Raw genomic sequence first — 25926 nt, 5'->3', positions numbered from 1 at the left:
CACTCACGCGCCGCACTCGAATGCCTCGATTTCGCCAACCTTAGGCGCATAACCGCTGCTTGTGTCGTGGCGCAAATCCAACCAAATATCCACCAACGCCCAAGCGGCAGGCGCGGCAATCACGTTCTGCCCCATGCACAACACCTGCGCATCATAGTTCTCAACCGAACCGCGAAGGGTGAGCAAATCATGCGCCGTCGCCGCCCGTATGCCGCGTACCTTGTTGGCGGCAATCGCCGTACCCACGCCCGTACCGCAAATCAACAGCGCGCGGTCGGCACGTCCCGCCGCCACTTCCTGCGCCGCCGCAAACGAAAGCTGCGGATACGTTCCGTCCGGCGAAGATAAATCAACCAAACCGCTAACGCGCGGGTCGTTTTGCAAATGCGCTTTGAGCGCGTCTTTTAATAGTGCGCCGTTGGCCGGCGCGGCAATAACCAAACGCATACATACTCCTTAACCACATAATAAACAAACCCAGCATACGCCCGCTTGCAATACGCTTCAAGCCCAATGACAACACTACCGCACCATAAACCGCATCGAAAAATCACAGGAAACGCAACATGAGCAAAATCTTTTTCACATCCGACCTACATTTTTCGCACAAAAACATCGCCAAATTCTGCCCGCAGTTCCGTCCGTTCGACAACATCGCCGACATGGACGAATACCTGATCGAAACATGGAACAACACCGTTTCCCCCGATGATGACATATACAACTTGGGCGATTTATCTTTCGCCCACGACATCAAAAAAATTGCAGCCGTCCTATCGCGCCTCAACGGCAAACACCACCTGATTTACGGCAACCACGACGACATCATCCGCCGCCACAACAAATACCTGTTTGAAACCGTCAAACACGACGGCCATCCGCTGCTGTCATCCGCCCGCACCTACCTGAAACTGAAATTGGACGAGATAGACAACACACTGATTCTGTTCCACTACCCGATTAACGAATGGGACGGCTGCCACAGAGGCTGGTATCACCTGTACGGCCATTTGCACGACCGTCTGGCCAAAATCCCGGGCCGCGCCTTAAACGTCGGCTTCGACCTGCACGGCCGCTTCCTCACCCCGCAAGACATCGACGGCTTCCTCAGCCCGCTGCCAAAAATCTCATATTTCGGGGAAAACCCAACCGTTCCGTCCCAAATAGAAACGGCCAAGGATTTCGTGGCGCATCGGCTGCAGGCAATCAACAATTTGTAAAGCACGAAACCGCAGCGAAATAACCGGAATTTACGGAGCTATATATTCGAATACGAATACCCAGCCTCCGCCCAATAACAAAAAGGCCGTCTGAAATATATTTTTCAGACGGCCTTTCATCAAAAACACCCTCAAACCGCCGACAAACGCCGCCAAACAGCCCCGCCCGTTTTATTCCGCTATATAATCCGTCCTTTTTCCGCCGTCCGAAACCGCCCCATGTCCGCCAAAATCCAAGTCCGTCCCGTGAATCCCCAAACCTGCCAAACCCTGATTGCCGCCGGTGCCGACCCGCTGATCGCCCGCCTGTGCGCCGCCCGCGACGTAGCCGGGCCGAACGAGTTGCTGGACAAGCTTTCCGCCCTGCTGCCTTATACGCTGCTGAAAAACTGCGAAACCGCAGCCGTCCGATTGGCCGACGCAATCGAAAAACAGGAAAACATCCTGATTGTTGCCGACTACGACGCCGACGGCGCAACTGCCTGCGCCGTCGGCATCAAAGGCTTGCAGGCCATGGGGGCGCGGGCGGATTTTATGGTGCCGAACCGCTTTGAAAACGGCTACGGGCTGACACCCGAAATTGCCGAAGCCGCGGCGGCGGCCGGCGCGCACCTGCTGCTGACGGTGGACAACGGCATCGCCAGCATGGCGGGCGTGGCGCGGGCTGCGGCGTTGGGCTTGGAAGTCATCGTTACCGACCACCACCTGCCCGCCGAAGAAACGCCCGACTGCATCATCGTCAATCCCAACCAACAAGGCTGCGGTTTCCCGAGCAAAAACCTGGCGGGCGTGGGCGTGATTTTTTACGTCCTCACCGCCTTGCGCGCCGAAATGCGCCGACGCGGCCGTTTTTCAGACGGCCTCACCGAACCGAACCTTGCCGACCTGCTGGATTTGGTGGCTTTAGGCACGGTGGCCGACGTGGTGCCGCTCGACCACAACAACAGAATCTTGGTATCGCAGGGACTGAAACGGATGAGGGCGGGCAAGATGCGCCCGGGCATCCGCGCCCTGTTTGACGCGGCACGGCGCGACTGGCGCAAGGCCCAGCCTTTCGACATGGGTTTTGCGCTGGGCCCGCGCATCAATGCCGCCGGACGGCTGGACGATATGTCCGTCGGCATCGCCTGCCTTTTGGCCGACAACGACGCGGCGGCACAAACGCTGGCGGCACAGTTGAACGACCTCAACATCGAACGGCGCGAAATCGAACAATCCATGCTCAACGACGCGCTGGCGGGCTTCCCCGAAACACTGCCGTTCGGGCAGACCACGCTGACGGTTTACCGCGACGACTTCCACCAAGGCGTAGTCGGCATCGTGGCAGGCCGTCTGAAAGACCGTTTCCACCGCCCAACCATCGTCTTCGCCCCGGCGGACAACGGCGAAGTGCGCGGTTCGGGACGCTCCATCCCCAAGCTGCACCTGCGCGACGCGCTGGATTTGGTGGCCAAACGCCATCCCGACCTGATTTTGAAATTCGGCGGACACGCGATGGCGGCCGGCCTGACCATACACGGAAACGACGTCGCCCGCTTTCAGACGGCCTTCGAAGAAACCGTGCGCGGCCTGCTGGATGAAGACGACCTGACCCAAACCTACCTTACCGACGGCAGCCTTCCCGCCGGCGACATCACGTTAGAACGCGCGCAACACCTGTCCGCGCACGTCTGGGGGCAGGGATTCGCCCCGCCGAGCTTTACCGACGAATTCAGCGTCGTCCGCCAACAAAGCATGGGCGCGGAAGGCAAACACAAAAAAGCCCTGCTGAAAAAAGACGGCTACGAATTTGAAGCCATGTTCTGGCGGTGCGGCGAAAACATCCCCGAACGCATCCGCACCGTCTACCGCCCCGTGGCCAACGAATGGCGCGATAATATCGAACTGCAACTTTATATCGATTATTGGGAAGCGGCCTGATTCCGGCATAAAGGCCGTCTGAAAATCTCAAACCGCGCCACGGCAAAACAAAAATACAAACACACAAACTACGAAGGAACCCTCGGATGAAACCCCTGCTTTTCTGCCTGCTCACGGCAGCCATCGGCAACTGCCTCTACCACCTCGGCCTGAAATCCGCCGACATTCAGGGTAACCCGATGCGAGCATTGAGCCTGTATTACGCCTTCGCCTTCATCCTTTCCCTGGCAGCCGCGCCGTTTTTCGGCCCGCTGAAACTTTCAGACGGCCTCTCTTCCGCCGTTACCGATTGGCGCATTTGGTTGGTTGCCGCAGGCATGGTATTAATCGAACTCGGCTTTTTCTTGGCCTACCGCAGCGGCGGCTCGCCGCAATGGTCGGGCGTGGCAGTAAACGGTACCGCCGCCTTGTTGTTGGTACCGCTGGGCATCCTGCTGTTTCACGAACAATTTTCCGTGCAAAAAGTGCTGGGCATCGTACTCACACTATCGGGCATCTATTTTTTGGCCTCCAAATAAAATCGCTTGATATCAATATGCTACCGTAATCCACTAAATTTTATTGCACAAATTATATGCAGGCTATATGATGACCGACCACCCGCACCCACCATCAAAGACACACCGCTCTTCGGAGAAACCATCATGAAACTGCCCGTATTGTTCATCGGCCACGGCAGCCCGCTCAATGCCATACGCGACTCCGCCTACACCGAAGAATGGCAAAACTACGGCGACGAACTGCTCGACGAATACGACGGCGAAATCGAAAGCATCCTCTGCATCTCCTCCCAATGGCAGACCGAAGGCACGCGCGTCACATCTGCCGGACAACCGTCTACCCTGCACGATTTCGACGACTTCCCCGACGAACTCTACCGAATCAATTATCCCGCCGAAGGCAACCCCGAACTGGCCGCCCGCATCGTCGCCCTGTTGGGGGAAGAGCAAGCCGCCGCCGACCCGCAACGCGGCCTGGATTACAGCGCGTGGGCAGTATTGAAACGCCTCGTCCCCGCCGCCGACATCCCCGTCGTGCAAATGAGCCTCGACCGCCGCCTGAATGCCCAAGGCCACTTCGACCTGGCGGCCAAACTCGCCCCGCTGCGCAAAGAAGGCGTGCTGATTGTCGCCGCCGGCAACATCGTCTCCAATCTGCCGCTGCAAGACTGGCAACATCCCGACCGCGCGGGCAATGCCTACCCGTGGGCGGATTTGGCGCACGAACTGGTCAACAAATGGATAACCGGCCGCCGCTACGACCGCCTGCTGGACGAAGCCCAATATCCCGTCGCCATCCGTCAGGCATTCCACAACCGGCAGAATTTCTACCCACTGCTCTACGCCCTGGCATTACGTGGCGAAAAAGAACCGCTCGAATTTTTCAACGACGAAATCATCGGCAAATCCGTCAGCATGACTTCGCTGGTTATCGGCTTCGTCTGATTCCCGGAAGCTCGGCCCTCCTTTACAGTTATCGGCCGAATCATTATCATCCGGCCGATAAAAACAACAGGAAACGTCTGCCATGCCTGCCCGAAAACTCCTCTCCGGCCTCCTTGCCGCCGTCCTTTTTGCCGCGCTTCCGGCTGCTGCCAAAGACATCGTTTGGAAACAGCAGACCATCACCATCGCAAAAAATCCAAGCCGCATCGCCGTTTACGATCCTGCCGCGCTCGACATTCTCGAAAGCCTGGGCGTACAAACCGCCGCATACAACGACGGCGGGCAACCCGATCCTGCCAAACTCGCCGCCGAACCGCCCGAATTGATTATCCTCGGCGGCGCAACGGCAGGCCGTCTGAAAGATACCGCCGCCATCGCCCCCTCCCTCGACCTCACACCCGATACCGACAGCTACCTTACCGACCTTGCCGCCCGCACCATGCTGCTGGCCGACATATTCGGCAAAAACAAAGCCGCCGAACAAAAATTGAAAGCCGTATCCAACAAACGAGCCATCTTAAAACAGCGCACCGAAGGCAAAACCGCCGTCTTCCTGCTGATGGAAAACGGCGGCTTCATCCCCCAATCCGAAGACGACCGCTTCGGCTTCTTCTACACCCTCTCCGGCCTGTACACGCCCGACAATGCGGACTTGACGCATCATTCCGAAGACCGACCACCCGCGCCGCTGCCGGAAAAAGCTTCCTCGCGCCAGAAAAAGGCCGCACGGGAAGCCGAAGAAAAACGGCTGGCCGAACAAAATGCGCGGTTGGAAAAACTGCTGGCCGCCCGTCCCGACTACATCGCCATACTCAACCCGCATGCCGATGCATCCGCCACCCGCGCCGAACTGCAAAAACACCCCGTACTCGGCCGGTATTCCGCCCAAACCATTCTCCTCGATGCCGGCTCTTGGTACCGCATCGGTGCGGGGCTGGACAACACCGTCCGTATGTTGGACGAACTGATGCGGGCAACCGACTGAAACACCGAGGCCGTCTGAAAAACCGTCAGGTTTCGCGGGAAAGCCGATTTTTCGCACCGGCGGCCTGATAGACAGCCTCTCAGGTGGAAGACGGTTTCTTACGAACCCCTTTCGACCCCGTTGACCCACACGACACGCCCTGCCGCACCCGAACCGAATATGCCCGGCCGAACCGGTGCGGAAACGGCAAACGTGCGTGCGCTCTATTCTTCCGACCCGTTTTTTTACAGCATAAAGCCTGCGGCAGGGCAGGCAACACCTCAACCGGACATGCAAAAAGGCCGTCTGAAAACATCAGCTTCTATGAAGTAAATGTTTTCAGACGGCCTTTATTCAAAAATATCCGTTATCCGGCCATTGCGGCGAACACCGCTTCCGCCGCCGCCACGGTTTCGTCTATCAGCTCGGGCGTGTGCGCGGCGGAGACGAAGCCCGCTTCGTAGGCCGACGGGCCGAAGGCGACGCCGCGTTCCAACATGCCGTGGAAGAAATGTTTGAAACCGTCGGTATTCGAACGCGCCATGTCGGCATAATTTTGCGGCACATGGTCGGCGAAATACAGGCCGAACATGCCGCCCACGCTGTCGACGGTAAACGCCACGCCTGCTTTGGCGGCGGCCATCTGAAAGCCTTTAACCAACTGTTCGGTGCGCGCGGTCAGGTTTTCGTAGAAGCCTTCGCGCCGGATGATTTCCAGTGTTTTCAGCCCGGCCGCCACGGCCACGGGGTTGCCCGACAAAGTACCCGCCTGATACACGCCGCCCAGCGGGGAGATGCAGGCCATGATGTCTTTGCGCCCGCCGAACGCCGCCAGCGGCATACCGCCGCCGATGACTTTGCCCATCGTGGTCAGGTCGGGCGTGATGCCATGCAGCGACTGCGCGCCGCCGAGCGCAACGCGGAAGCCGGTCATCACTTCGTCGTAAATCAACACCGCACCGTGTTTGGCGGTGAGGGAGCGCAGGGCGCGGACGAAGTTTTCAGACGGCCTGACCAGATTCATATTGCCCGCGAAGGGTTCGAGAATGACGCAGGCGATTTCGCCGCCGATTTTTTCAAACGTTTCTTCCAGTTGGGCGGTATTGTTGTATTCGAGCACCAGCGTGTGCTTGGTGAAATCGGCCGGCACGCCGGCGGAAGAAGGGTTGCCGAAGGTGAGCAGGCCGCTGCCGGCTTTGACCAGCAAGCTGTCGGAATGGCCGTGGTAGCAGCCTTCGAACTTGATGATTTTGTCGCGGCCGGTAAAGCCGCGCGCGAGGCGGATGGCCGACATGGTGGCTTCGGTGCCGGAGCTGACCAGCCGCAGTTGTTCGACGCTGGGCACGAGTTCGGCGATTTTTTCGGCGATGACGATTTCGCCTTCGGTGGGCGCGCCGAACGACAATCCGCCCAAAGCCGCTTCGCGCACAGCCTCGATGACTTCGGGATGCGCGTGCCCCACAATCGCAGGCCCCCACGAGCCGACGTAATCGGTGTAGCGCGTGCCGTTTTCGTCCCAAACATACGCGCCTTCGGCTTTTTTGATGAAACGCGGCACGCCGCCGACGCTGCCGAATGCGCGGACGGGGGAATTCACGCCACCGGGGATGATGGCTTTGGCGCGGTTGAACAGGGTTTCGTTGCGGTCGGTCATAATTATTCCTTTCGAGGCCGTCTGAAAATGCGGCCGGATAAATTTGCATCAGACGGTATGATACCGTAAATCGGACCTAGCCATTCCGTTAATCCGTATCGATATCGGCTTGACCATATTTTATATAAATTTGATAATATTTATCGTTTGTTAGATAATCTTACCGTTTCTTCGGGGTCTCCCCGCCTGCAAACATTCATTGATTTTTATATTTTCCCCACATAATGAGGTTCCATATGAAAAAACGTAATGCCGTCATTCTCGGCGCGGCTTTAGGTATTTCTGCTTCTTTCTGTACCTATGCCGCCGATTTCGGCCATGAACAAACCTTGACCATCAACGGCAAGCCGGCCTATTTGGCCGAAACATCCGCCCGTGTCCTGGCCAATCAAAATGCAAGTGCGCCCGAATTGGTGGATGATATTACCGACGGTTTTGGCGCGAAAAAAATACCCGGCTACAAACTGATGGTAATGGGTCGTACCTATTCTATGGCCGCCGAAACCAAACCGCCGAAACCGGGTCAAACCCAATGGCGGGAAAATGCCTATGTCCACAGGGGTATTAAATTGTATCTCGGCATTCCGGTTACCGGCGGCAAAATGGATTTGGCCAATGCGAAGCTGATCAATATCGGCGTGGTGGATGATGACGGCGGCTCCGCCCCCCACGTTCCCGAAGAAAAAATCCGGCCGGTAGGCAAACAGTTGATGGAAAAAGATGCAAAGATTGAAAAAACCAAACTGCACATCAGTGCATTGGATTTGCCGGACATGGGCAAAGGAGAAACCAGCGGCGGCGGCGTGCGCTTGGAAGCGGAAGCCGTTATCGACGGCAAACCCGTCCACACCAAAATCAACAGCACATTTGCCCGCTTTTATACAGGCAAACCGGCCAGTGCCGGAGCCTTCAAGGCTGATGCGCATTTGATGAAATAAGCGAAGACGAAAAAATCAGGAGCTGCCCGCATTTTAAAAAGGCAGTTCCTTTATGATGCTTCCGGACAGGAGGCCGTCTGAAAAACTGTATGCTACCAACGCACCATCAGCGCGCGGTGATCCGAATGCCGCCAAGGCAAAGGTTCTACACGCACCGGCCGTTTTGCCAAAACATGATCGAGGTTTAGCCCGAACGGCAGCCAGGTTGGCGTCCAAAACCGTGTCTGCGCCCGTATGCCCGCCGTTTTGGTAAAACTGCGGAACAGTGGCGAAAACGGGCTGCTGTTCAGATCGCCAACCACCAGCACATTTTCTTCCTTCCCGATGAATACGGCCGTCTGCGCCAAATATTCCCGTCGTTCCACCGCCAGTACGGCACTGACGGGCGGCGGCGGATGAAGGGCAAATACGGCAGTATTGCCTGCTACCGCACGAATATACGGATAATCGCCGACAAACCTTACCTCACAGCCGGCCAGGGGCTTCCTGCTCCACACTGCCAGGGCAAACGGACTGTCCGACTCCCATTCGCAACCGTAGGGATAACTGCGGCGCAAAGCCTGCCATCCGCTGTCGGCCAAATCGATTTCCGCCAAAGCCAGCACTTCCGGCGCGGCAACCAAAATCTTTGCCGATTCTTCGGCCGCCTTGGGATTATCGAGATTCACGTTGTACCACAACAGGCTGTGATGTGTTTCAGACGGCCTCTCCCCTTCGAAAGGCTGTGCCAGCCACAGCAACAGCACAGATGCCGCACCCAGCCATAGCCAACGTTTCCAACCACTGTCCAAACAAACTGCCAACACGAAAACGGCGGCATAATAAGGCACAAAATGGCTGAACAACTCAGCCTGCCAATACGATGCGCCGATATTGCCCGCCAATACCGCAATCATCGATAAAACCGCCAATATCCGCACCCTTTGAACGGCAAACTGCCGCCAACTGAATTTTTTATCCATATTTTTCCAAACTGCAATCATATAATCATGTAACTATTGGCTTGCCTATTGTAAACTTCCACCTTAAACCGTATCGGAGCATATGGTATTGCTGCCGACCGCATCCATTTTTTACTCACCCATTTTATTTTACGGGAAATTCTATCATGAAAAACAACCGCCTTGCCTGCGCCGTTTTAGCCGCTTTGCTGTCTATCCAAACCCTGCCGGCATCTGCCGCCAAACCTGATACCGCTTCAGCTGTAGGAACACCCTCACAGAACAATCCTGCTCCTGCAGATGCCGGACTTCCCGCCGACCTCGCCGAACAAATGGTTGTCGGCCCGGCAGTTATCGATTTGGGCAACCAGGCAAAACTGAAACTACCCGCTAAAATGGTCTTTATCAAAAAAGAAGCCGCCAACACCATGATGGAGGAGGCCGGCAACGGTACAGACCCCAACCGTTACGGGTTGATTCTGCCGGAACAAGAGAATGATGAAAGCGATACTCCCTGGCTGGTGGATCTGACCTTTACCAATTCCGGCTACATCAAAGACGATGATGCCAAGGAATGGGATGTCGAAACCATGCTTGAACAATTGAAAGAAGGCACAACCGAACAAAACAAAGAACGTGCCGCCCGCAACCTGCCCGAATTGGAAACGCGTGGCTGGGTGGAAAAACCGCAATATGATGCCGCCAACCACAGGCTCATTTGGTCGATTGACGTTTACCACAAAAACGAACCTAACCAGAACCCATCCATCAATTACAATACCTTCCAGCTCGGCCGCGAGGGTTATATCGAACTGACCATGGTCAGCGATTTGAAAAGTATAGAGGCATACAAACCCGTAGCACGGGAGTTGTTAGGCAACATCGAATTCAACGAAGGCAAGCGTTACAGCGATTTCAATGCCGCGACTGACAAAGTGGCCGAATATGGATTGGCTGCTTTGGTCGGCGGATTGGCGGCAAAGAAACTGGGATTATTGGCCGTTATCGGCGCATTGCTCGCCAAATTCGGCAAACTGATTTTTGTCGGAGTGGTTGCGGTAGGCGCACTATTTAAAGGTCTATGGCGCAAAAAAGATAAAAATCAAAGCGAAGAATAGTGCTTGCGAAACTAAAAAAGGCCGTCTGAAATTTTTCAGACGGCCTTTCTATTTTACGAACGTATCCGTTTCAACACTTCTTCCTTGCCGATTAGTGCCAACACGGCATCGACGCTGGGTGTTTTCGCCGTGCCGCAGACGGCAAGGCGCAGGGGCATGCCGAGTTTGCCCATTTTGATGCCTTCTTCGTCGCAGAAGGGTTTGAACAGGTCGTGTATGGCTTCGGCGTTCCAGTCTTCCAGCCCTTCGAGGCGTTCGGCGAAACGCAGCATACGGGCGGCGGCTTCGTCGTCCCAGTGTTTCTGCACGTCCGCTTCGGCGGGCGTTTGTTTGACGTAGAAGTAGAGGCACTCGTCGGCGAGCGTGTTCAGGTCTTGGGCGCGGTCTTTGACCAATGCCAACACGTCTTCCAACGCGGGTTTTGCCGTGTCGTAAATGTCGAGCAGGGCGAGGCGGGGTTTGACGAGTTCGGCGAGTTTTTCGTTGGCGGTGATTTTGATGTGTTCGCCGTTGATCCAGTAGAGTTTCTTCAAGTCCATACGGCTTGGAGACGGGGAAACGTCTTTCAAATCAAACCATTCGATGAATTGTTCCATCGTGAAGAACTCGTCGTCGCCGTGCGCCCAGCCCAAACGCGCCAGATAGTTGAGCATGGCTTCGGGCAGGATGCCCATCGCGCCGAAATCGGTGATGGCGACGGTATCGCCGCTGCGTTTGGAGATTTTTTTGCCTTGTTCGTTGAGAATCATGGGCAGGTGGCCGTATTCGGGCAGGTTAGCGCCGATGGCTTTTAAGATGTTGATTTGTTTCGGGGTGTTGTTCACATGGTCGTCGCCGCGGATAACGTGGGTAACACCCATGTCGTAGTCGTCCACGACGACGCAGAAGTTGTAAGTCGGCGTACCGTCGGCGCGGGCGATAATCAGGTCGTCGAGTGCTTCGTTGGGAATGGAGATTTCGCCTTTGACCAAGTCCGTCCATTTGGTCACGCCGTCCAAAGGCGTTTTGAAGCGGACGACCGGTTGCACGTCAGCAGGGATTTCGGGCAGGGTTTTGCCTGCTTCGGGACGCCAGCGGCGGTCGTAAGTCGCCGTGCCTTCTTTTTCGGCTTTCTCGCGCATGGCTTCCAGCTCTTCTTTGCTGCAATAGCAGTAGTAGGCGGCGCCTTTTTCCAAGAGTTCGGCGATGACTTCTTTATAGCGGTCGAAACGGCGGGTTTGGTACACAACGTTGTCGGCGTTGTCGTAATCGAGACCGACCCATTTCATGCCGTCGAGGATGACGTTGACGGATTCGGCGGTGGAACGCGCCAAGTCGGTGTCTTCGATACGCAATAGGAACTCGCCTTTGTGATGGCGGGCAAACGCCCATGAAAACAAGGCGGTGCGCACGCCGCCGATGTGCAGGTAGCCGGTGGGGCTGGGGGCGAAACGGGTTTTGATTGTCATGCTGTTTCCAATATTTATGTAAGATATTTAATTTAAAACAGAGGGATACGGTGGCTTTCCAAATCCAACAATGCCTGTTTGCGCGGCAATCCTCCGGCATAGCCGGTCAGCTTGCCATTGCTGCCGATAACACGATGGCAGGGAATAATGATGGAGATTTTGTTTGCACCGTTGGCGGCAGCCACCGCACGAACGGCTTTGGGATTAGCCAAAGCTTCGGCTTGCTGTTTGTAGCTGCACGTATCGCCATAAGGTATGGTTTGCAGGATATGCCAAACCTGCTGTTGAAACGGTGTGCCGATTAAATCGAGCGGTATGTCGAAGTTTTGCCGCCGACCGGCAAAGTATTCAGCCAATTGGCGGCACAGGTTTTCAGTATCGGCGTTCTTTTGTTCAATACATTTCTCCGCATTATGGTGTTTCATAACGGCCTGTAATTCACGCGACAAAGTCTGTTGGTCGGTAAATTCGAGCAGGCACAGCCCTTTTCTGCTGAATACGGCCGTCATTTCACCAAGCGGAGTATCTATTTCGATGCGGTTTAAACTATCAGCGGCGGTTTCAGACGGCCTTTGGATGTGATTATTCATCTTCCGCATTTCCTTGCTCATTGATATCAATCGCACGCGTCTGCCGCCAAGCAGCCAAACAGTTTTCATAATTGGCTTGCGGGATACACACGGTCAGACGACAGTCGAGTTGCAAATCTTGTGCAATAATTTCAGCCTGATGCTGTTTAGCAATCCTCACGGCATCGTTCAAATTTGGATAATTGCAGCGCAAAAATACGATTTTTTCGATGTTTTTTTCGACGACAACAGCGGCTTTCAAGGCTTCGGCTGAAGCTGTTTTGTAAGCATGTATCAAGCCCGGAACACCCAACAGTGTACCGCCGAAATAGCGCACGACAATAATCAATACATCAGTCAGACCGAAAGAATCAATCTGCCCCAATATCGGCCGTCCTGCGCTGCCGGAAGGTTCGCCGTCGTCGTTGGCGCGAAATTGCAGGCCGTCTGTACCAAGGCGGTAGGCATAACACCAATGCCGTGCCTTATGATGTGCCTGTCGCTGATCATCTAGCAGTTTTTTTACATCTTCGGTGGTATGTATCGGGTAGGCGTAGGCAATAAAACGGCTGCCCTTATCTTTAAATTCAGCTTCAGCCGATGCGGACAGGGTACGAAAAGTATCAGCCATATTCAGACGGCCTTCCTGGCAATGAAAACCGTTTTGCACACTGCCGACAACAAGCCTTCCATCTTTTTGAAACGGATATTGAAATTGCACATAAAGCACGTCTTTTTCACACCGTTCCAACCGTAGTTGTGTCTTAACTGCATCGGATTTTATATTTGAGATATGATGAGTTTAAAAGCACAGGCCGTATGAAAGAGGATGCGCTTATGTTTCCGTTCAGACGGCCTGTTTCACGTGAAACGCCTTATTGTTTCAGCGCGGCCGTCAATTGCGGCACGATGTCGAACAAATCGCCCACTATGCCGTAATCTGCCGCATTAAAAATTGCCGCTTCAGGGTCTTTGTTGATAGCGACCACTGTTTTACTGTCCTGCATACCGGCGATGTGCTGAATTGCGCCGGATATGCCGACCGCGATATACAGTTCGGGTGCGACTACTTTGCCGGTTTGTCCGACCTGATAGTCGTTAGGCGCGTATTCGGCATCAACGGCCGCACGGGACGCGCCTATTGCCGCACCCAGAACATCGGCCAACGGGGTCAGCACGGCATCAAAATTTTCTTTGCTGCCCAAACCCTTGCCACCTGACACCACCACACGCGCCTGCGTCAGTTCGGGACGCTCTGATTGCGGCAGCTCGCGGCTGACGAATCGGCTGATATTTTGCGCGGGCGTAGGTGCGGCAGAAACGGTTTCGGCCGAACCGCCGTCTGCGGCGGCATCAAAAGCGGTGGTGCGGAAAGTCAGCACCAATTTCGGCTCTGTACATTTCAATGTAACCAGTGCGTTTCCGGCGTAAATCAGACGCACGAAGGTGTCGCCGTCTATGATTTCAACCACGTCCGATATCTGCGGGTAGTCCAACAGAGCGGCAATGCGCGGCATCAGGTTTTTGCCGAAGGCATCGGCGGCAGCGGCAATGTAGCGGTAATCGGCAGCCAGCGACACCGCCAACGGCGCGAGTTCTTCCGCCAATGCTTCGGCATAATGCGGCGCATCGGCCAGCAATACTTTTTCCACGCCGGCCACTTTCGCCGCCTGTTCCGCCACGGCCGCCGCACCATTTCCCGCCACCAGCAGATGTACGCCACCCAGTTTGGCGGCGGCGGAAACGGCATGGCGGACGGCCGGATTCAAGGTTTGATTATTGTGTTCGGCGATTACTAATACGTTCATCATTTTCTCCTTAAATCGCTTTGGCGGCTTTGAGTTTTTCCACCAGTTCGGCCACGCTGCCGACTTTTTCGCCGGCCTGCCGCACCTTCGGTTCGTCATAGCGCACGGCCTGCATGCGGGGGGCGGTGTTTACGCCCAATTCTTCGGGCGTGGATTTTTCCAACGGTTTTTTCTTGGCCTGTATAATCTGCGGCAGTTTGACGTAACGCGGTTCGTTCAGGCGCAAATCCGCACTGACGACGGCGGGCAGTTTCAGGGCGACGGTTTCCATGCCGCCGTCTATTTCGCGCGTTACCACGGCTTCGCCGCCGTCGATTTTCAATTTTCCGGCAAATGTGCCTTGCGGCGCGTTCAGCAGGGCGGCCAGCATTTGGGCGGTCTGGTTGGCGTCGTCGTCTATCGCCTGTTTACCCAACAGCAGGATTTGCGGCTGTTCTTTTTCGGCCACGGCTTTGAGCAGTTTGGCCACCGCCAGCGGTTCTAAAGCGGCTTCGGTTTCAACATGGACGGCGCGGTCAGCACCCATCGCCAAGGCGGTACGCAGGGTGTCTTCGCATTTTTTGCCACCCAACGACACGGCCACAATTTCGTTTACTTTGCCCGCTTCTTTCAGGCGCACGGCTTCTTCCACCGCGATTTCGTCAAACGGGTTCATCGACATTTTGACGTTGCCGATGTCTACGTCCGAACCGTCGGCCTTCACCCGCACTTTGACGTTGTAATCTACCACGCGCTTTACGGCAACCAGTGCTTTCATTTTCTTTTCCTTAATGTTATTGGGTTGTTTGTTCGGGCTGTTTTTCCGCATCCATGCCCTGCAACAGTAATTTGAAAACGGCTTGCGGCTCGGGCATTTGGCCGATGCCGCCGATATTGGCCGCTTTGGACGACGATTGCACGCCGGTTTTTTCGGGGTCGGTATCGGTATAAATACCGACCAAAGGCTTATCGAACGCATTGGCCAGATGCAGCAGCCCCGTATCCACACCGACCACGCCGGCCGCATCCTGCAATAATTCTGCCGCCTGCATCAGATTCATTTTATCGCACACCCGAACATACGGCAGGCCGTCTGAAAAGCTCTCGGCACGGATTTTTTCCTTCTCACTGCCCCAAGGCAGGTATATCGTACCGCCGTCTCGTTCATGCATCAGCCGCATCAGCTCGCGCCAATATTGAGGCTGCCATAATTTGCTGTCGCGACTGGTGGCATGTAGGGCAACATAATACGGTTTTTCGGTTTTCAGACGGCCTTTTTCGGGAATTTGCGCCCCGAAAATCAATTTTTCCGGCAATTTGTAACCGAATGCTTGGGCAAACAAACTGCGGTTGCGCCAAACGGCATCTCGGCCCTTAGGAACAGGAAACACCCGGTTGTACAAACAGGCCGCCCAGCTTTCACGCGCACTGTATTTGTCCAACCCCCACACCGGCGCACCTACCATTTTTGCCGGCAGTGCACTTTTTATCAGGCTTTGGCTGTCCAACACCAAATCAAATTTTTCTTGCCGCAAATTGGTTTTCAGACGGCCTATTTCCTGCCAAGTTTCCCTTTTACCCAACTGTTTGCGCCATTGCCGCCAGCTTAGGGTATGAATTTTTTTCACAAAAGGATGCAGCTGCGCAATATCGGCAAACCCTGCTTCACACAACCAATGCAATTCGATATCGGGGCGGCAGACGGATAAATCGTTTACCGCCGGCAAAGTGTGGATTAAATCGCCCATACTCGACAGGCGGACCAATAATACTTTCATTGCGTTATCGCCAGATTCCTTTTGCACCACATTGGCCTGTTTCACGTGAAACAGAATTAAACTGATGATTTAAAATAATCTTTTATCTTTTCAGCATTTGGCAATACCATTGCTCCGGCTGCCTGCATTTCGTGCCAAGCTTGTTCAACCGTTTCTTCGGCAATGCCGCGGCAAGCTGCCGCATTCACGATAACCTGCCAATCTCCGCTGCGGCAAAGCTGCAATACCGTATGTTTGACACAATAATCGGTGGCCAAACCGCCCACCAGAACTGTTTCCGCACCCTTTGCCGTCAGCCATTCGATTAGGCCTGTACTCAACCTTTCTTCGATATCGTGATAACACGCGCCGTAAGGGTGCAATTCAGGATCTACCCCCTTCCATACGCAATAATCATACCCATGATAATCAGGAAGGCCATTTAATAAATCAAACCCTTCGCTACCGACAATCGCATGGGAAACCCACGTCAAATCAGCGTTTGCCAAACCTGTCGGTTTCAACATATCCACAGGGTTATCCACAAGCCAGCGGGCATTTGGGCTGTGCGCGTCCTTGGTCATCACGCGCAAATCGGCCAACTCGGCCTGCGCGTTCAATTCCGCCGCAATAGCGTCCCCGCCGTTCACGGGCAACTCCGCCGGACAAAGCGGGGTAAAGGTTTTCTGTGCATCAACATCAATCGAAACAATCATGGCGCTATTTTCCCATCGGCCGCAAACAGAGCGGCATTATAACAAAAGCACCGCCGCACCGTGCTACAATCCGCACAACTTACCAACATAGTTATCCACAATGCGGTATACCATAGAAACCATAGGCCGCGTACATTCGCCCTATACGCAGAAATTCGGCATCGCCCGCCAGCCCGGGCTGGTACCGTCGGCGGAAATTGTCATCGAATTGAAGCCCGAATTTACCGCCGATTCCATACGCGGTTTGGAAGGTTTCGGCTACATCTGGCTGCATTTTATCTTTCACGGCGTACTCGGCGAAGGCTGGTCGCCCATGGTGCGGCCGCCGCGTTTGGGCGGAAAACGGAAAATGGGCGTGTTTGCCACCCGCAGCCCGCATCGTCCCAACCATCTCGGCTTATCGTTGTTGAAACTGGAAGGAATAGAATGCGGCAGCGGCGGCGTGAAAATCCGCTGCAGCGGCGCAGATTTGCTGGACGGTACGCCGGTTATCGACATCAAGCCTTACATACCCTTTGTCGAAGCCCGCCCCGACGCGGCTGCTGGTTTTGCGACCGAATCCCCTCCGTTGCTGGATATTGTTTGGCAGACTGAGGCGGACGGCCTTTCAGACGGCCTGAAAACCCTGATTGAACAATCCGTCGCCCAAGACCCGCGCCCGGCCTATCAAGACATCGCCGAACGGATTTATGTGATGGAAATTGCCGGCTGGGAAGTAAAATTTAGGATTGAAGGGCAAACCGCCGCCATCATTCAAATCAAACCAATCGAAGCAATTTGAATTTGAGGCCGTCTGAAACGATATTTTCAGACGGCCTCAAATCCATTCGGAAGAAAAGGTTTCAAACTACGCCAACCGGCAGGCAACCATATAATTAACATCTACTTTATCGCTGAGCAAATAATGTTTCAGCAGCGGGTTGTAAGTCAAACCCTTGCTGTCGGCAATATCCAGCCCGGCTTGGCGGCACATACGCGCCAATTCGGCGGGCGTGATGAACTTCTGCCAGTCGTGCGTACCTTTGGGCACCAGCTTCAAAATATATTCCGCCCCCAAAATGGCATGCAGATAAGATTTCGGGTTACGGTTGATGGTGGAAAAAAACACCATGCCGCCCGGTTTGGCCAGCCGGGCGCAAGAGCGGATGATGGCGGCAGGATCGGGCACATGCTCCATCATTTCCATGCAGGTAACGACGTCGTAAGCCTGAGGGGTTTCGGTCGCCAAATCTTCCACGCTGACGCAGCGGTAGGCAATATTGTCCAACTGCCTCATTTTTGCGTGGTTTTCGGCGGTTTGCAGCGATTTTTCCGCCAAATCGATACCCAAGACCTCCGCCGCACCTCGGTCGGCCATGCTTTCGCTCAAGATGCCGCCGCCGCAGCCGACATCCAGCACTTTCTTGCCCGCCAAACCGGCAAAGCGGTCGATATAGTCCAAACGGATGGGGTTAATGTCGTGCAGCGGCTTGAATTCGCTCTCTTTATCCCACCATTTGTCGGCCAGGCGGCTGAATTTGTCGATTTCTTCGTTGTCCACATTCGGCTGTTGCTCGGTTTGATTCATTGCATTCTCCGTTTTTTAGGTCGGCGGCATTGTACCCGAAACACTGCCTGCCGTATTTGTCTTTCAGACAGCCTGATCCCTGTCGCAGAAAACCAAAAGGCCGTCTGAAAACCTTTTTCAGACGGCCCAAACAATCACTGACACCGGATTAGGCGTTCAAACCCGCCCAATAAACCAATGTACGGATAAGCTGGCAGGTGTAAGACATTTCATTGTCGTACCACGATACGGTCTTCACCAACTGATTATTTCCGCTGCCGATAACGCGGGTTTGCGTGGCATCGAACAGCGAACCGGCCTGCAAACCGATAACGTCGGAAGATACAATCGGATCTTCCGTGTAGGCAAAGGCTTCGCTTTCGGCAGCCTTCATCGCGGCATTGATTTCCTCAACCGTTACTTCGCGCGACAAGACAGAAACCAATTCAGTCAGCGAGCCGGTGGCGACGGGTACGCGCTGCGCCGAGCCGTCGAGTTTGCCTGCCAGCTCCGGAATCACCAGGCCGATGGCTTTGGCCGCACCGGTCGTATTCGGCACAATGTTCAAAGCGGCGGCGCGGGCGCGTCGGAAATCGTTTTTCCGATGCGGCGCGTCCAAAGTATTCTGGTCGCCGGTGTAGGCATGAACGGTGGTCATAAAACCCTGAACCACGCCGAATTCACGTTGCAATACGTCGGCCATCGGCGCCAGGCAGTTGGTGGTACAGGAAGCGGCGGAAACCACTTCTTCGCTGCCGTCCAAAATCTGATGGTTTACGCCGAAAACGACGGTTTTGACATCATTGCCGCCTGGGGCTGAAATCATTACCTTCTTCGCGCCCGCCCGGATATGGGCCTGCGCTTTTTCTTTTTTGGCAAAAAATCCTGTGCATTCCAAAACCACGTCTATGCCGAGTTCGCCCCACGGCAGTTCTTCGGGATTTGGATTGGAAAATACTTTGATTTCCTTGCCGTTTACCGCGATATTTCCGTTTTTCAATTCCGCTTTTCCGCCAAATCTGCCTTGTGTGCTGTCGTATTTGAACAGGTGCAGCAGCATGTCTGCCGGTGTCAGGTCATTGATTGCCGCCACTTCGATGCCCGGTGTTTCGCTGATAACGCGCAAAGCCAGTCTGCCGATGCGTCCGAAACCGTTGATTGCCACTTTAATAGCCATGTCTCACTCCTTGTCTTCAATATTTTGATGTAAAGAAATATCGCCGGTCCGTTTTATCACATTCGGCACGGACTACCTAAGATTACCTGTTATTTTTTGCCGATTTGTCGTAAAAAGATACCAAATAATATGAAAATATAAATTGATGATATCGATGAATGCTGAAATTTATTGTGGATAACAAAAATTATTTATTTATTTCATATCATTATGTTAATTTTAACTAGGTGGATAACGCTAATTTTTCTTTTTTGAATACTGTGGATATTTTTTCAGACGGCCTCCATATCTGTGGACAAAACCAGATTGCGGATATTTTTCGGCAGCGGTTGTCCACATCAGACTGAGGCCGTCTGAAAGATTGGGAAAATTTATGGAATACCTGCTGCCGATATCGTATTTTTACCGTATGATGACGTGGCATGATTAGGATTGGAAAGGAAGCGATATGCGGCAGAGAACTTTGGCAAAATCGGTCAGCGCGACAGGCGTCGGCCTGCATTCCGGCGAACGGGTGATATTGACCCTGCATCCGGCAAAAGAAAACGAAGGCATCATGTTCCGCCGCAGCGATTTATCGGGCGAACAAGGCGAAATCATCCGTTTGTCGCCCTATCTAATCAACGACACCCGTCTTTCGTCCACCATCGTAACCGAACAAGGCGTGCGGGTCGGCACCATCGAACACATCATGTCCGCCCTTGCGGCCTACGGCGTGGACAATGTCTTAATCGAGCTCAGTGCGCCGGAAATTCCGATTATGGACGGCTCCAGCCTGCCTTTCCTCTACCTTCTGCAAGATGCCGGCATTATCGATCAGAAGGCGCAAAAGCGTTTCTTGAAAATCATCAAACCGGTGGAAGTAAAGGCCGACGGCAAATGGGTGAAATTCACTCCGCACAACGGCTTTAAGGTAACGCTGACCATCGAATTCGACCATCCCGTATTCAATTGCAGCCCGCCGACTTTCGAAATCGACTTTACCGGCCAATCGTATGTGGACGAAATCGCCCGTGCCCGCACCTTCGGTTTCATGCAGGAAGTGGAAATGATGCGGTCGCATAATTTGGGTTTGGGCGGCAATCTGTCCAACGCCATCGTTATCGACGACAACGACGTGCTGAATCCCGAAGGGCTGCGCTATCCCGACGAATTCGTGCGCCATAAAATCCTTGATGCCATCGGCGATTTATATATCGTCGGCCATCCGATTATCGGCGCGTTTGAAGGTTACAAATCCGGTCATGCCATCAATAATGCCCTGTTGCGGGCAGTATTGGCTGACGAAACCGCCTATCAGTGGGTGGAATTTCCCGACGACAGCCTGATTCCACCCTCATTCTTCCAAATAAACGGACAAGCAGCATGAAAAACGGGGAAAAATCCGGTTTATCCACAGAAAACAGAGGCCGTCTGAAAATAGCCCACAATCATCTCTGCGTAAACAGGATGGTTGCCGACAGCTTTTCAGACGGCCTAATTATTTGAAAGAGAAAATATAAAACAGCTTATCCACAGAAAATTTAACGGTTCAACAAAACAATCTGTTTATATAAAGGCATATTAACGTACAAATAACGGCAAACAAAACCGTAAAAATAGGACTTTGTTATAAAGCTTCATAAAAACAGTATAAAAATCAAAGCGAACAACCAAAAATCATAGCAGGAACAGCAGCAATCGGGTAAAGTTACGCCATTTTCAAACCGAATTTTGAAGGATACCTGATGAAAGGCGACATCGGCGTAATTGGTTTGGCCGTAATGGGACAAAACCTGATACTCAACATGAACGACAAAGGCTTCAAAGTAGTGGCCTACAACCGCACCGTTTCCAAAGTGGACGATTTTCTCAACGGCGCGGCAAAAAACACGAATATCATCGGTGCGTACAGCATTCCCGATTTGGTGGAAAAACTGGAAAAACCACGAAAAATCATGTTGATGGTTCGGGCTGGAACAGTAGTGGACGACTTTATCGCCCAATTGTTGCCACACCTTGAAGAAGGCGACATCATCATCGACGGCGGCAATGCGAATTTCCCCGATTCCACCCGCCGTACGCACGAACTGGCCGCCAAAGGCATACGCTTTATCGGTGCGGGCGTATCCGGTGGCGAAGAAGGCGCGCGCAACGGCCCGTCGATTATGCCCGGCGGCAGCGAAGAAGCCTGGCCGTTTGTCAAACCCATTTTGCAGGCCATTTCCGCCAAAACCCCGCAAGGCGAGCCCTGTTGCGACTGGGTCGGCCGCGACGGTGCGGGGCATTTTGTCAAAATGGTGCACAACGGCATCGAATACGGCGATATGCAGCTGATCTGCGAAGCCTATCAGTTTATGAAAGACGGCTTGGGCATGAGTGCCGACGAAATGCAGCAGACTTTTGCCGCATGGAATAAAACCGAGCTGAACAGTTATCTGATTGAGATTACTGCCGACATCCTTGCCTATAAAGATTCAGACGGCTTGCCGCTGGTGGACAAGATTCTCGATACCGCAGGGCAAAAAGGCACCGGCAAATGGACGGGCATCAACGCTTTGGATTTGGGCATTCCGCTGACTTTGATTTCCGAAGCTGTTTTCGCCCGCTGCGTTTCCGCCTTTAAGCAGCAGCGTGAAACTGCCGCCGCATTGTTCGGCCATACCGTTGAAACAGTGGCGGGCGACCGTGCAGAATGGCTGGAAGCCTTCCGTCTGGCCTTGCTGGCATCCAAAATTATTTCTTACGCCCAAGGCTTTATGCTGATACGCGAAGCGGGCGAGGCCAACGGCTGGGAACTGAACTACGGCAACACTGCCCTGCTTTGGCGCGAAGGCTGCATCATCCGCAGCGCGTTCTTGGGCAATATCCGTGACGCTTATGAAGCCGATCCTGATTTGGTTTTCTTGGGCAGCGACCCTTATTTCAAAAATATCCTGCAAACCGCGCTGCCGTCTTGGCGCAAAGTGGCGGCCAAGGCCATCGAATGCGGCCTGCCCATGCCCTGTATGACTTCCGCGCTGACTTTTTTAGACGGCTACACCACGGCACGCCTGCCGGCCAATCTGTTGCAGGCGCAACGCGATTATTTTGGCGCGCACACTTACGAACGCACCGACAAACCGCGCGGCGAATTTTTCCATACCAATTGGACGGGTACCGGAGGCGATACGGCTTCGACGACTTATGATGTTTGATTGTTGTTGGTTGGGTTGTTAATAAGGTCGTCTGAAAACCCGTTTCGGATTTCAGACGGCCTGTTTTTCTGCTCCAAACTGCCATCCCGTTCACGAATGGTAATACTTGTGGACGATTAAAACCCTTTTACCGCTTTTCACAAACTCCGTATCGGAGGAAACGCCCGAGCCGCAATCCACTTTGCGGTATTTCATATCGACCCGGTTAGCATTTTGATAACGCAGCTTGAACGACCATTCCAAAGTTTCGGGCTGCTCATTCACCGTATTGCCGCAGTCTTCCGTATTTCTCCCGCGCAGTGTCAGGCTTTTTTTCGGCAAGACGGCGGGAATCGTCTTCGGATAAGGCGCTTTGCCGTCATAACCTTGCTTCATAAAGGCGGCGTAGGCCTGTTTCAGCGAACCGGCGTAGCGGCATTCGTAGCGGGTAACGATGGAGTCGATTTCGGGATTGCCCGTGGGTTTCGGGCTTTCTCGGCAGGACAGGCCGCCGGCGAAGGCGGCGGGGGCGGACAACAGCAGGCAAAGCAGCAAAGGTTTAACGGACATCATAAGTTCCTTTAATTCGGTTTAACAGGACAGGCCGTCTGAAATCCAAATAAATTTCAAACGGCCTTGTCTAAAAACAACGGTGCGATTATATCTTCAACAATTTTTCTTGACACTAAATTTCCCCATCCGCCAATTGCTTCAAATGATACAGTGCGTCCAAGGCTTCGCGCGGGGATATCTCGTCGGGGTGGATACTATCCAGCTCGGCAAACAATGCGGATGATTTTTCAGACGGCCTTTCGTCGTCTTGTGCTGAATCATCGGCAAAGTCCGGTTCAAAAGGCGCGGAGCCGAAAAAATCCAACTGCGGCCTTTGTTCGGCGGCCTGACTTTCCAAATTTTCTAAATACTTTTGTGCCGCCTTCAATGCCCGTGCGGGCAGTCCGGCGAGTTTGGCCACCGCGATGCCGTAACTCTTACTGGCGGGTCCCGCTTCGATGTGGTGCAGGAAAACAATATCCTGCCCCTGTTCCAACGCGCTCAAATGCATGTTTACCGCTGCCGGGTAACGTTCGGGCAGGGCAGTCAGCTCAAAATAATGCGTGGCAAACAAAGCGAACGAACCGTTTTTCAACAGCAAATGTTCCGCTACTGCATGTGCCAATGCCAAGCCGTCGAAAGTGGATGTGCCACGCCCCACTTCGTCCATCAAAACCAGCGACTGCGGTGTGGCGTGATTCAAAATATAAGCCGTCTCACTCATTTCCACCATAAAAGTCGAACGGTTTGATGCCAAATCGTCCGATGCCCCGATACGGGTGAAAATCTGATCGATAGGGCCGATTTTCGCCGCCGAAGCCGGAATAAAACTGCCTGTGTGCGCCATCAGGACAATCAGCGCGACCTGCCGCATATAAGTCGATTTGCCGCCCATATTCGGGCCCGTGAGCAGCATCAGGCGGTGTTTGTCGTCCAAGCGCGTATGATTGGCCGTAAAACGCTGCACTTGCTGTTCGACAACCGGATGCCGTCCGTCCGAAATCTCAATCACCGGATAATCCGCAAATTCCGGGTAGACATAGTTGGCCTCTTCCGCCGTGGCGGCAAAACAGCACAACACATCTAATGTTGCGGCGGCTTTGGCTGCCTTCTGTAATAGCGGAAGTGTGTCCTGCAACTCGCGTATCAGGCCTTCGTACAATTTTTTTTCTAAAGACAAAGCCTGCTCCTGCGCCGTCAGCACCTTATCTTCAAAAACCTTCAATTCGGGCGTAATGAAACGCTCGACATTTTTCAGCGTCTGGCGGCGTTGGTAATCGGCAGGCGCCTGTTCCGCCTGAACCTTGGACAACTCGATATAAAAACCGTGCACGCGGTTGAACTCCACCTTCAAAGTGGACAAACCCGTGCGTTCCCGTTCGCGCGCTTCCAAAGCCAGTAAAAACTCGTCGCCGTGATTTTGAATATGACGCAACTCGTCCAACTCGGCTGAAAACCCGTGATTGATTACCCCGCCGTCCCGAAGCCAAACAGAAGGCTCGGGCAAAACCGCCGCCGCCAATCGTTCGGCCACCGCCACACCTTCCGGAAAAATGCCTTGCAACGTATCCAGTAAAGGCGAAGAAGGCAGTTTAATCTGTGCCAAAGCAAACAGACTGTCGCGCAAACCGCTCAAATCGCGCGGCCGTGCCGAACCGACCGCAATCCGTGCCGCAATCCGTTCGATGTCCGCAATGCCTTTCAGGCGGCCTGTAATGTCATCGTTGTTACCAAACAAAGCAGCCACCGCCTGCTGCCGTGCGCGGATATGGCTTCTGTTGCGCAAAGGATGATGCAGCCATAAAGCCAGCAGGCGGCTGCCCATATGTGTGGCACAGCGGTCGAGTACCGAAAACAACGTGGGCGACTTCTTGCCGCCCAAAGTCTGCGTAATCTCCAAATTCCGCCGCGTAGCCGCATCCATCCCGATATATTGCTGTTCGCTTTCCAAACTTAAGCCGTCCAAATGGCGGGGCAGTTGCGACTGGGTCAGCTTAATATAATTCAACAGTGCGCCGGCAGCTCCGATAGCGGGCGCATGATCATCCATTTCCAAACCAAATCCGCGCAGGTCCTGGCAGCCGAAATAGCGTGTAATCAAGTCAAAACCACTGTCTGCATCAAACTGCCAATCATGCAGCCGCGTAACATTTGCTTGTGGCAGACCGATATTGAGAGCGGATTTATCATCCGGCACAAGGATTTCTGCTGCCTGCAAACGTGCCAACTCGTCGGCCAACTTGTCCGGCGTCGTCATTCTGACCTTAAACTCGCCGCTTTGCAGCGATGCCCAAGCAATCCCCAAACGTTTTTTTCGTATGCAAACTGCCGCAATCCGGTTTGTTTCCTTATCTTCCAGCAAAGCCGAATCCGTCAGGGTTCCCGGTGTAACAATCCGCACCACCTTGCGCTCCACCGGCCCCTTGCCCGCGCCGACTTCGCCCACCTGCTCACAAATCGCCACACTTTTCCCCAACTTCACCAATCGCGCCAAATACTGTTCGGCCGCGTGATAAGGCACACCCGCCATCTTGATTGCCTCGCCGTCCATCTGGCCGCGCGTGGTCAAAGTAATGTCCAGCAGCTTGGCTGCTTCCACCGCGTCGTCAAAAAACAACTCGTAAAAATCGCCCATGCGGTAAAAAACCAACTTGTCCGAATGATCGGCTTTAATGCCCAAATATTGCTGCATCATAGGGGAAACGGCGGATTTGCTCATTTTCAGACGGCCTTATATTAAGAAAAAACAAAAGCCATTTTAGCAATTCGGGCGATGGATCAGGTGGGGAAATTTCGGTGTGTGATTTTTAAAACAAAATTCAAAAATATAAATTTCCATTACAAACAACAAGATTACAAAAATAAGTAAAAAAAATCCTAACAAGATTTGACACGAATTACGAGGTTCTGTATAGTTCTGTTCTTCGCTGCTTCCGCAGCAATGCTCTTTAACAAACAGATTACCGATAAGTGTGAGTGCTTAGGCCTCACGCTGTTTAGAAGACAGACAAGATGATGT

The 25926-nt window shown here is 53.7% G+C and carries 25 protein-coding genes; 11 read left to right on the top strand and 14 right to left on the bottom strand.

Features of this window, described 5'->3' with window-relative positions:
- Window positions 1-3 precede the first annotated feature (3 nt).
- Window positions 4-447, bottom strand: a complete 444-nt coding sequence (locus ACTHSL_RS03690; protein WP_440380386.1) for an RpiB/LacA/LacB family sugar-phosphate isomerase — start codon at window positions 445-447, stop codon at window positions 4-6.
- A gap of 119 nt (window positions 448-566) precedes the next feature.
- On the opposite strand from ACTHSL_RS03690, the gene ACTHSL_RS03685 reads away from it, so the two are divergent.
- From ACTHSL_RS03685 to ACTHSL_RS03660, 6 genes are all read left to right on the top strand, one after another.
- Window positions 567-1220, top strand: a complete 654-nt coding sequence (locus ACTHSL_RS03685) for a phosphoesterase (protein WP_440380385.1) — start codon at window positions 567-569, stop codon at window positions 1218-1220.
- A 219-nt stretch (window positions 1221-1439) separates the two neighbouring features.
- Window positions 1440-3140 carry a single-stranded-DNA-specific exonuclease RecJ gene (gene recJ, locus ACTHSL_RS03680; protein ID WP_440380384.1) on the top strand — a complete coding sequence of 567 codons (1701 nt, stop codon included), beginning with the start codon at window positions 1440-1442 and terminating at the stop codon, window positions 3138-3140.
- Between the two features lie 86 nt (window positions 3141-3226).
- Window positions 3227-3658, top strand: coding sequence for a hypothetical protein (locus ACTHSL_RS03675; RefSeq protein WP_107854812.1), 432 nt, complete (start codon window positions 3227-3229; stop codon window positions 3656-3658).
- Window positions 3659-3784: 126 nt separating this feature from the next.
- Complete coding sequence (locus ACTHSL_RS03670; protein ID WP_440380383.1) at window positions 3785-4585, top strand: dioxygenase family protein; 801 nt, start codon at window positions 3785-3787, stop codon at window positions 4583-4585.
- Between the two features lie 82 nt (window positions 4586-4667).
- Window positions 4668-5570 carry a hypothetical protein gene (locus ACTHSL_RS03665; protein WP_440380382.1) on the top strand — a complete coding sequence of 301 codons (903 nt, stop codon included), beginning with the start codon at window positions 4668-4670 and terminating at the stop codon, window positions 5568-5570.
- Window positions 5571-5729: 159 nt separating this feature from the next.
- Complete coding sequence (locus ACTHSL_RS03660) at window positions 5730-5882, top strand: hypothetical protein (protein ID WP_440380381.1); 153 nt, start codon at window positions 5730-5732, stop codon at window positions 5880-5882.
- 34 nt (window positions 5883-5916) lie between these two features.
- On the opposite strand, the gene hemL is transcribed toward ACTHSL_RS03660, so the two are convergent.
- On the bottom strand, window positions 5917-7203 hold the full coding sequence (gene hemL / locus ACTHSL_RS03655) for a glutamate-1-semialdehyde 2,1-aminomutase (protein WP_440380380.1): 1287 nt from the start codon (window positions 7201-7203) through the stop codon (window positions 5917-5919).
- Window positions 7204-7439: 236 nt separating this feature from the next.
- Here hemL and ACTHSL_RS03650 point away from each other — a divergent pair, with 236 nt between their 5' ends.
- Window positions 7440-8141 carry a hypothetical protein gene (locus tag ACTHSL_RS03650; RefSeq protein WP_440380379.1) on the top strand — a complete coding sequence of 234 codons (702 nt, stop codon included), beginning with the start codon at window positions 7440-7442 and terminating at the stop codon, window positions 8139-8141.
- 92 nt (window positions 8142-8233) lie between these two features.
- On the opposite strand, the gene ACTHSL_RS03645 is transcribed toward ACTHSL_RS03650, so the two are convergent.
- Window positions 8234-9103: an endonuclease/exonuclease/phosphatase family protein gene (locus ACTHSL_RS03645; RefSeq protein ID WP_440380378.1), complete on the bottom strand. Its 870-nt coding sequence runs from the start codon at window positions 9101-9103 to the stop codon at window positions 8234-8236.
- Window positions 9104-9246: 143 nt separating this feature from the next.
- On the opposite strand from ACTHSL_RS03645, the gene ACTHSL_RS03640 reads away from it, so the two are divergent.
- Window positions 9247-10200: a DUF2167 domain-containing protein gene (locus ACTHSL_RS03640; RefSeq protein WP_440380401.1), complete on the top strand. Its 954-nt coding sequence runs from the start codon at window positions 9247-9249 to the stop codon at window positions 10198-10200.
- Window positions 10201-10253: 53 nt separating this feature from the next.
- Here ACTHSL_RS03640 and gltX read toward each other — a convergent pair whose 3' ends face one another.
- From gltX to ACTHSL_RS03605, 7 genes are all read right to left on the bottom strand, one after another.
- A complete protein-coding gene (gene gltX, locus ACTHSL_RS03635; RefSeq protein ID WP_440380377.1) occupies window positions 10254-11648 on the bottom strand; it encodes a glutamate--tRNA ligase in 1395 nt (464 codons plus the stop codon).
- A 32-nt stretch (window positions 11649-11680) separates the two neighbouring features.
- A complete protein-coding gene (locus ACTHSL_RS03630) occupies window positions 11681-12238 on the bottom strand; it encodes a methylated-DNA--[protein]-cysteine S-methyltransferase (RefSeq protein ID WP_440380376.1) in 558 nt (185 codons plus the stop codon).
- Window positions 12231-12848 (bottom strand): IMPACT family protein, encoded by a 618-nt coding sequence (locus ACTHSL_RS03625; protein ID WP_440380375.1) that lies wholly within the window; start codon window positions 12846-12848, stop codon window positions 12231-12233. The genes ACTHSL_RS03630 and ACTHSL_RS03625 overlap by 8 nt, the downstream gene beginning before the upstream one ends.
- A gap of 244 nt (window positions 12849-13092) precedes the next feature.
- Window positions 13093-14025, bottom strand: a complete 933-nt coding sequence (locus tag ACTHSL_RS03620; RefSeq protein ID WP_440380400.1) for an electron transfer flavoprotein subunit alpha/FixB family protein — start codon at window positions 14023-14025, stop codon at window positions 13093-13095.
- 10 nt (window positions 14026-14035) lie between these two features.
- Window positions 14036-14782: an electron transfer flavoprotein subunit beta/FixA family protein gene (locus ACTHSL_RS03615; protein WP_440380374.1), complete on the bottom strand. Its 747-nt coding sequence runs from the start codon at window positions 14780-14782 to the stop codon at window positions 14036-14038.
- A 16-nt stretch (window positions 14783-14798) separates the two neighbouring features.
- Window positions 14799-15782 (bottom strand): lipopolysaccharide heptosyltransferase I, encoded by a 984-nt coding sequence (gene waaC / locus ACTHSL_RS03610; protein WP_440380373.1) that lies wholly within the window; start codon window positions 15780-15782, stop codon window positions 14799-14801.
- A gap of 56 nt (window positions 15783-15838) precedes the next feature.
- Window positions 15839-16477: a nicotinamidase gene (locus ACTHSL_RS03605; RefSeq protein ID WP_440380372.1), complete on the bottom strand. Its 639-nt coding sequence runs from the start codon at window positions 16475-16477 to the stop codon at window positions 15839-15841.
- Between the two features lie 100 nt (window positions 16478-16577).
- Here ACTHSL_RS03605 and tsaA point away from each other — a divergent pair, with 100 nt between their 5' ends.
- Window positions 16578-17258: a tRNA (N6-threonylcarbamoyladenosine(37)-N6)-methyltransferase TrmO gene (gene tsaA / locus ACTHSL_RS03600; protein ID WP_440380371.1), complete on the top strand. Its 681-nt coding sequence runs from the start codon at window positions 16578-16580 to the stop codon at window positions 17256-17258.
- A gap of 66 nt (window positions 17259-17324) precedes the next feature.
- Here the strand turns inward: tsaA and ubiG are convergent, their stop codons facing one another.
- Together ubiG and gap are read right to left on the bottom strand one after the other, a co-directional pair.
- Window positions 17325-18044, bottom strand: coding sequence for a bifunctional 2-polyprenyl-6-hydroxyphenol methylase/3-demethylubiquinol 3-O-methyltransferase UbiG (gene ubiG / locus ACTHSL_RS03595; protein ID WP_440380370.1), 720 nt, complete (start codon window positions 18042-18044; stop codon window positions 17325-17327).
- A gap of 148 nt (window positions 18045-18192) precedes the next feature.
- Window positions 18193-19200: a type I glyceraldehyde-3-phosphate dehydrogenase gene (gap, locus tag ACTHSL_RS03590; protein WP_440380369.1), complete on the bottom strand. Its 1008-nt coding sequence runs from the start codon at window positions 19198-19200 to the stop codon at window positions 18193-18195.
- A 448-nt stretch (window positions 19201-19648) separates the two neighbouring features.
- Between gap and lpxC the strand changes: the two genes are divergently transcribed.
- Together lpxC and gnd are read left to right on the top strand one after the other, a co-directional pair.
- Complete coding sequence (gene lpxC, locus ACTHSL_RS03585) at window positions 19649-20569, top strand: UDP-3-O-acyl-N-acetylglucosamine deacetylase (protein WP_440380368.1); 921 nt, start codon at window positions 19649-19651, stop codon at window positions 20567-20569.
- A gap of 358 nt (window positions 20570-20927) precedes the next feature.
- Entirely contained in the window at window positions 20928-22376 is a 1449-nt protein-coding gene (gene gnd / locus ACTHSL_RS03580) for a decarboxylating NADP(+)-dependent phosphogluconate dehydrogenase (RefSeq protein ID WP_440380367.1), read from the top strand.
- 90 nt (window positions 22377-22466) lie between these two features.
- Here the strand turns inward: gnd and ACTHSL_RS03575 are convergent, their stop codons facing one another.
- Complete coding sequence (locus ACTHSL_RS03575; protein WP_440380366.1) at window positions 22467-22928, bottom strand: phage tail protein; 462 nt, start codon at window positions 22926-22928, stop codon at window positions 22467-22469.
- Between the two features lie 112 nt (window positions 22929-23040).
- Window positions 23041-25626 (bottom strand): DNA mismatch repair protein MutS, encoded by a 2586-nt coding sequence (gene mutS / locus ACTHSL_RS03570; RefSeq protein ID WP_440380365.1) that lies wholly within the window; start codon window positions 25624-25626, stop codon window positions 23041-23043.
- Window positions 25627-25926 lie beyond the last annotated feature (300 nt).

This window comes from Neisseria sp. P0008.S010, from assembly GCF_051962715.1.
GTDB lineage: Bacteria > Pseudomonadota > Gammaproteobacteria > Burkholderiales > Neisseriaceae > Neisseria > Neisseria elongata.
The sequence above is the reverse complement of the archived record's forward strand: the minus strand, read 5'-3'. Positions and strand labels throughout refer to the sequence as shown.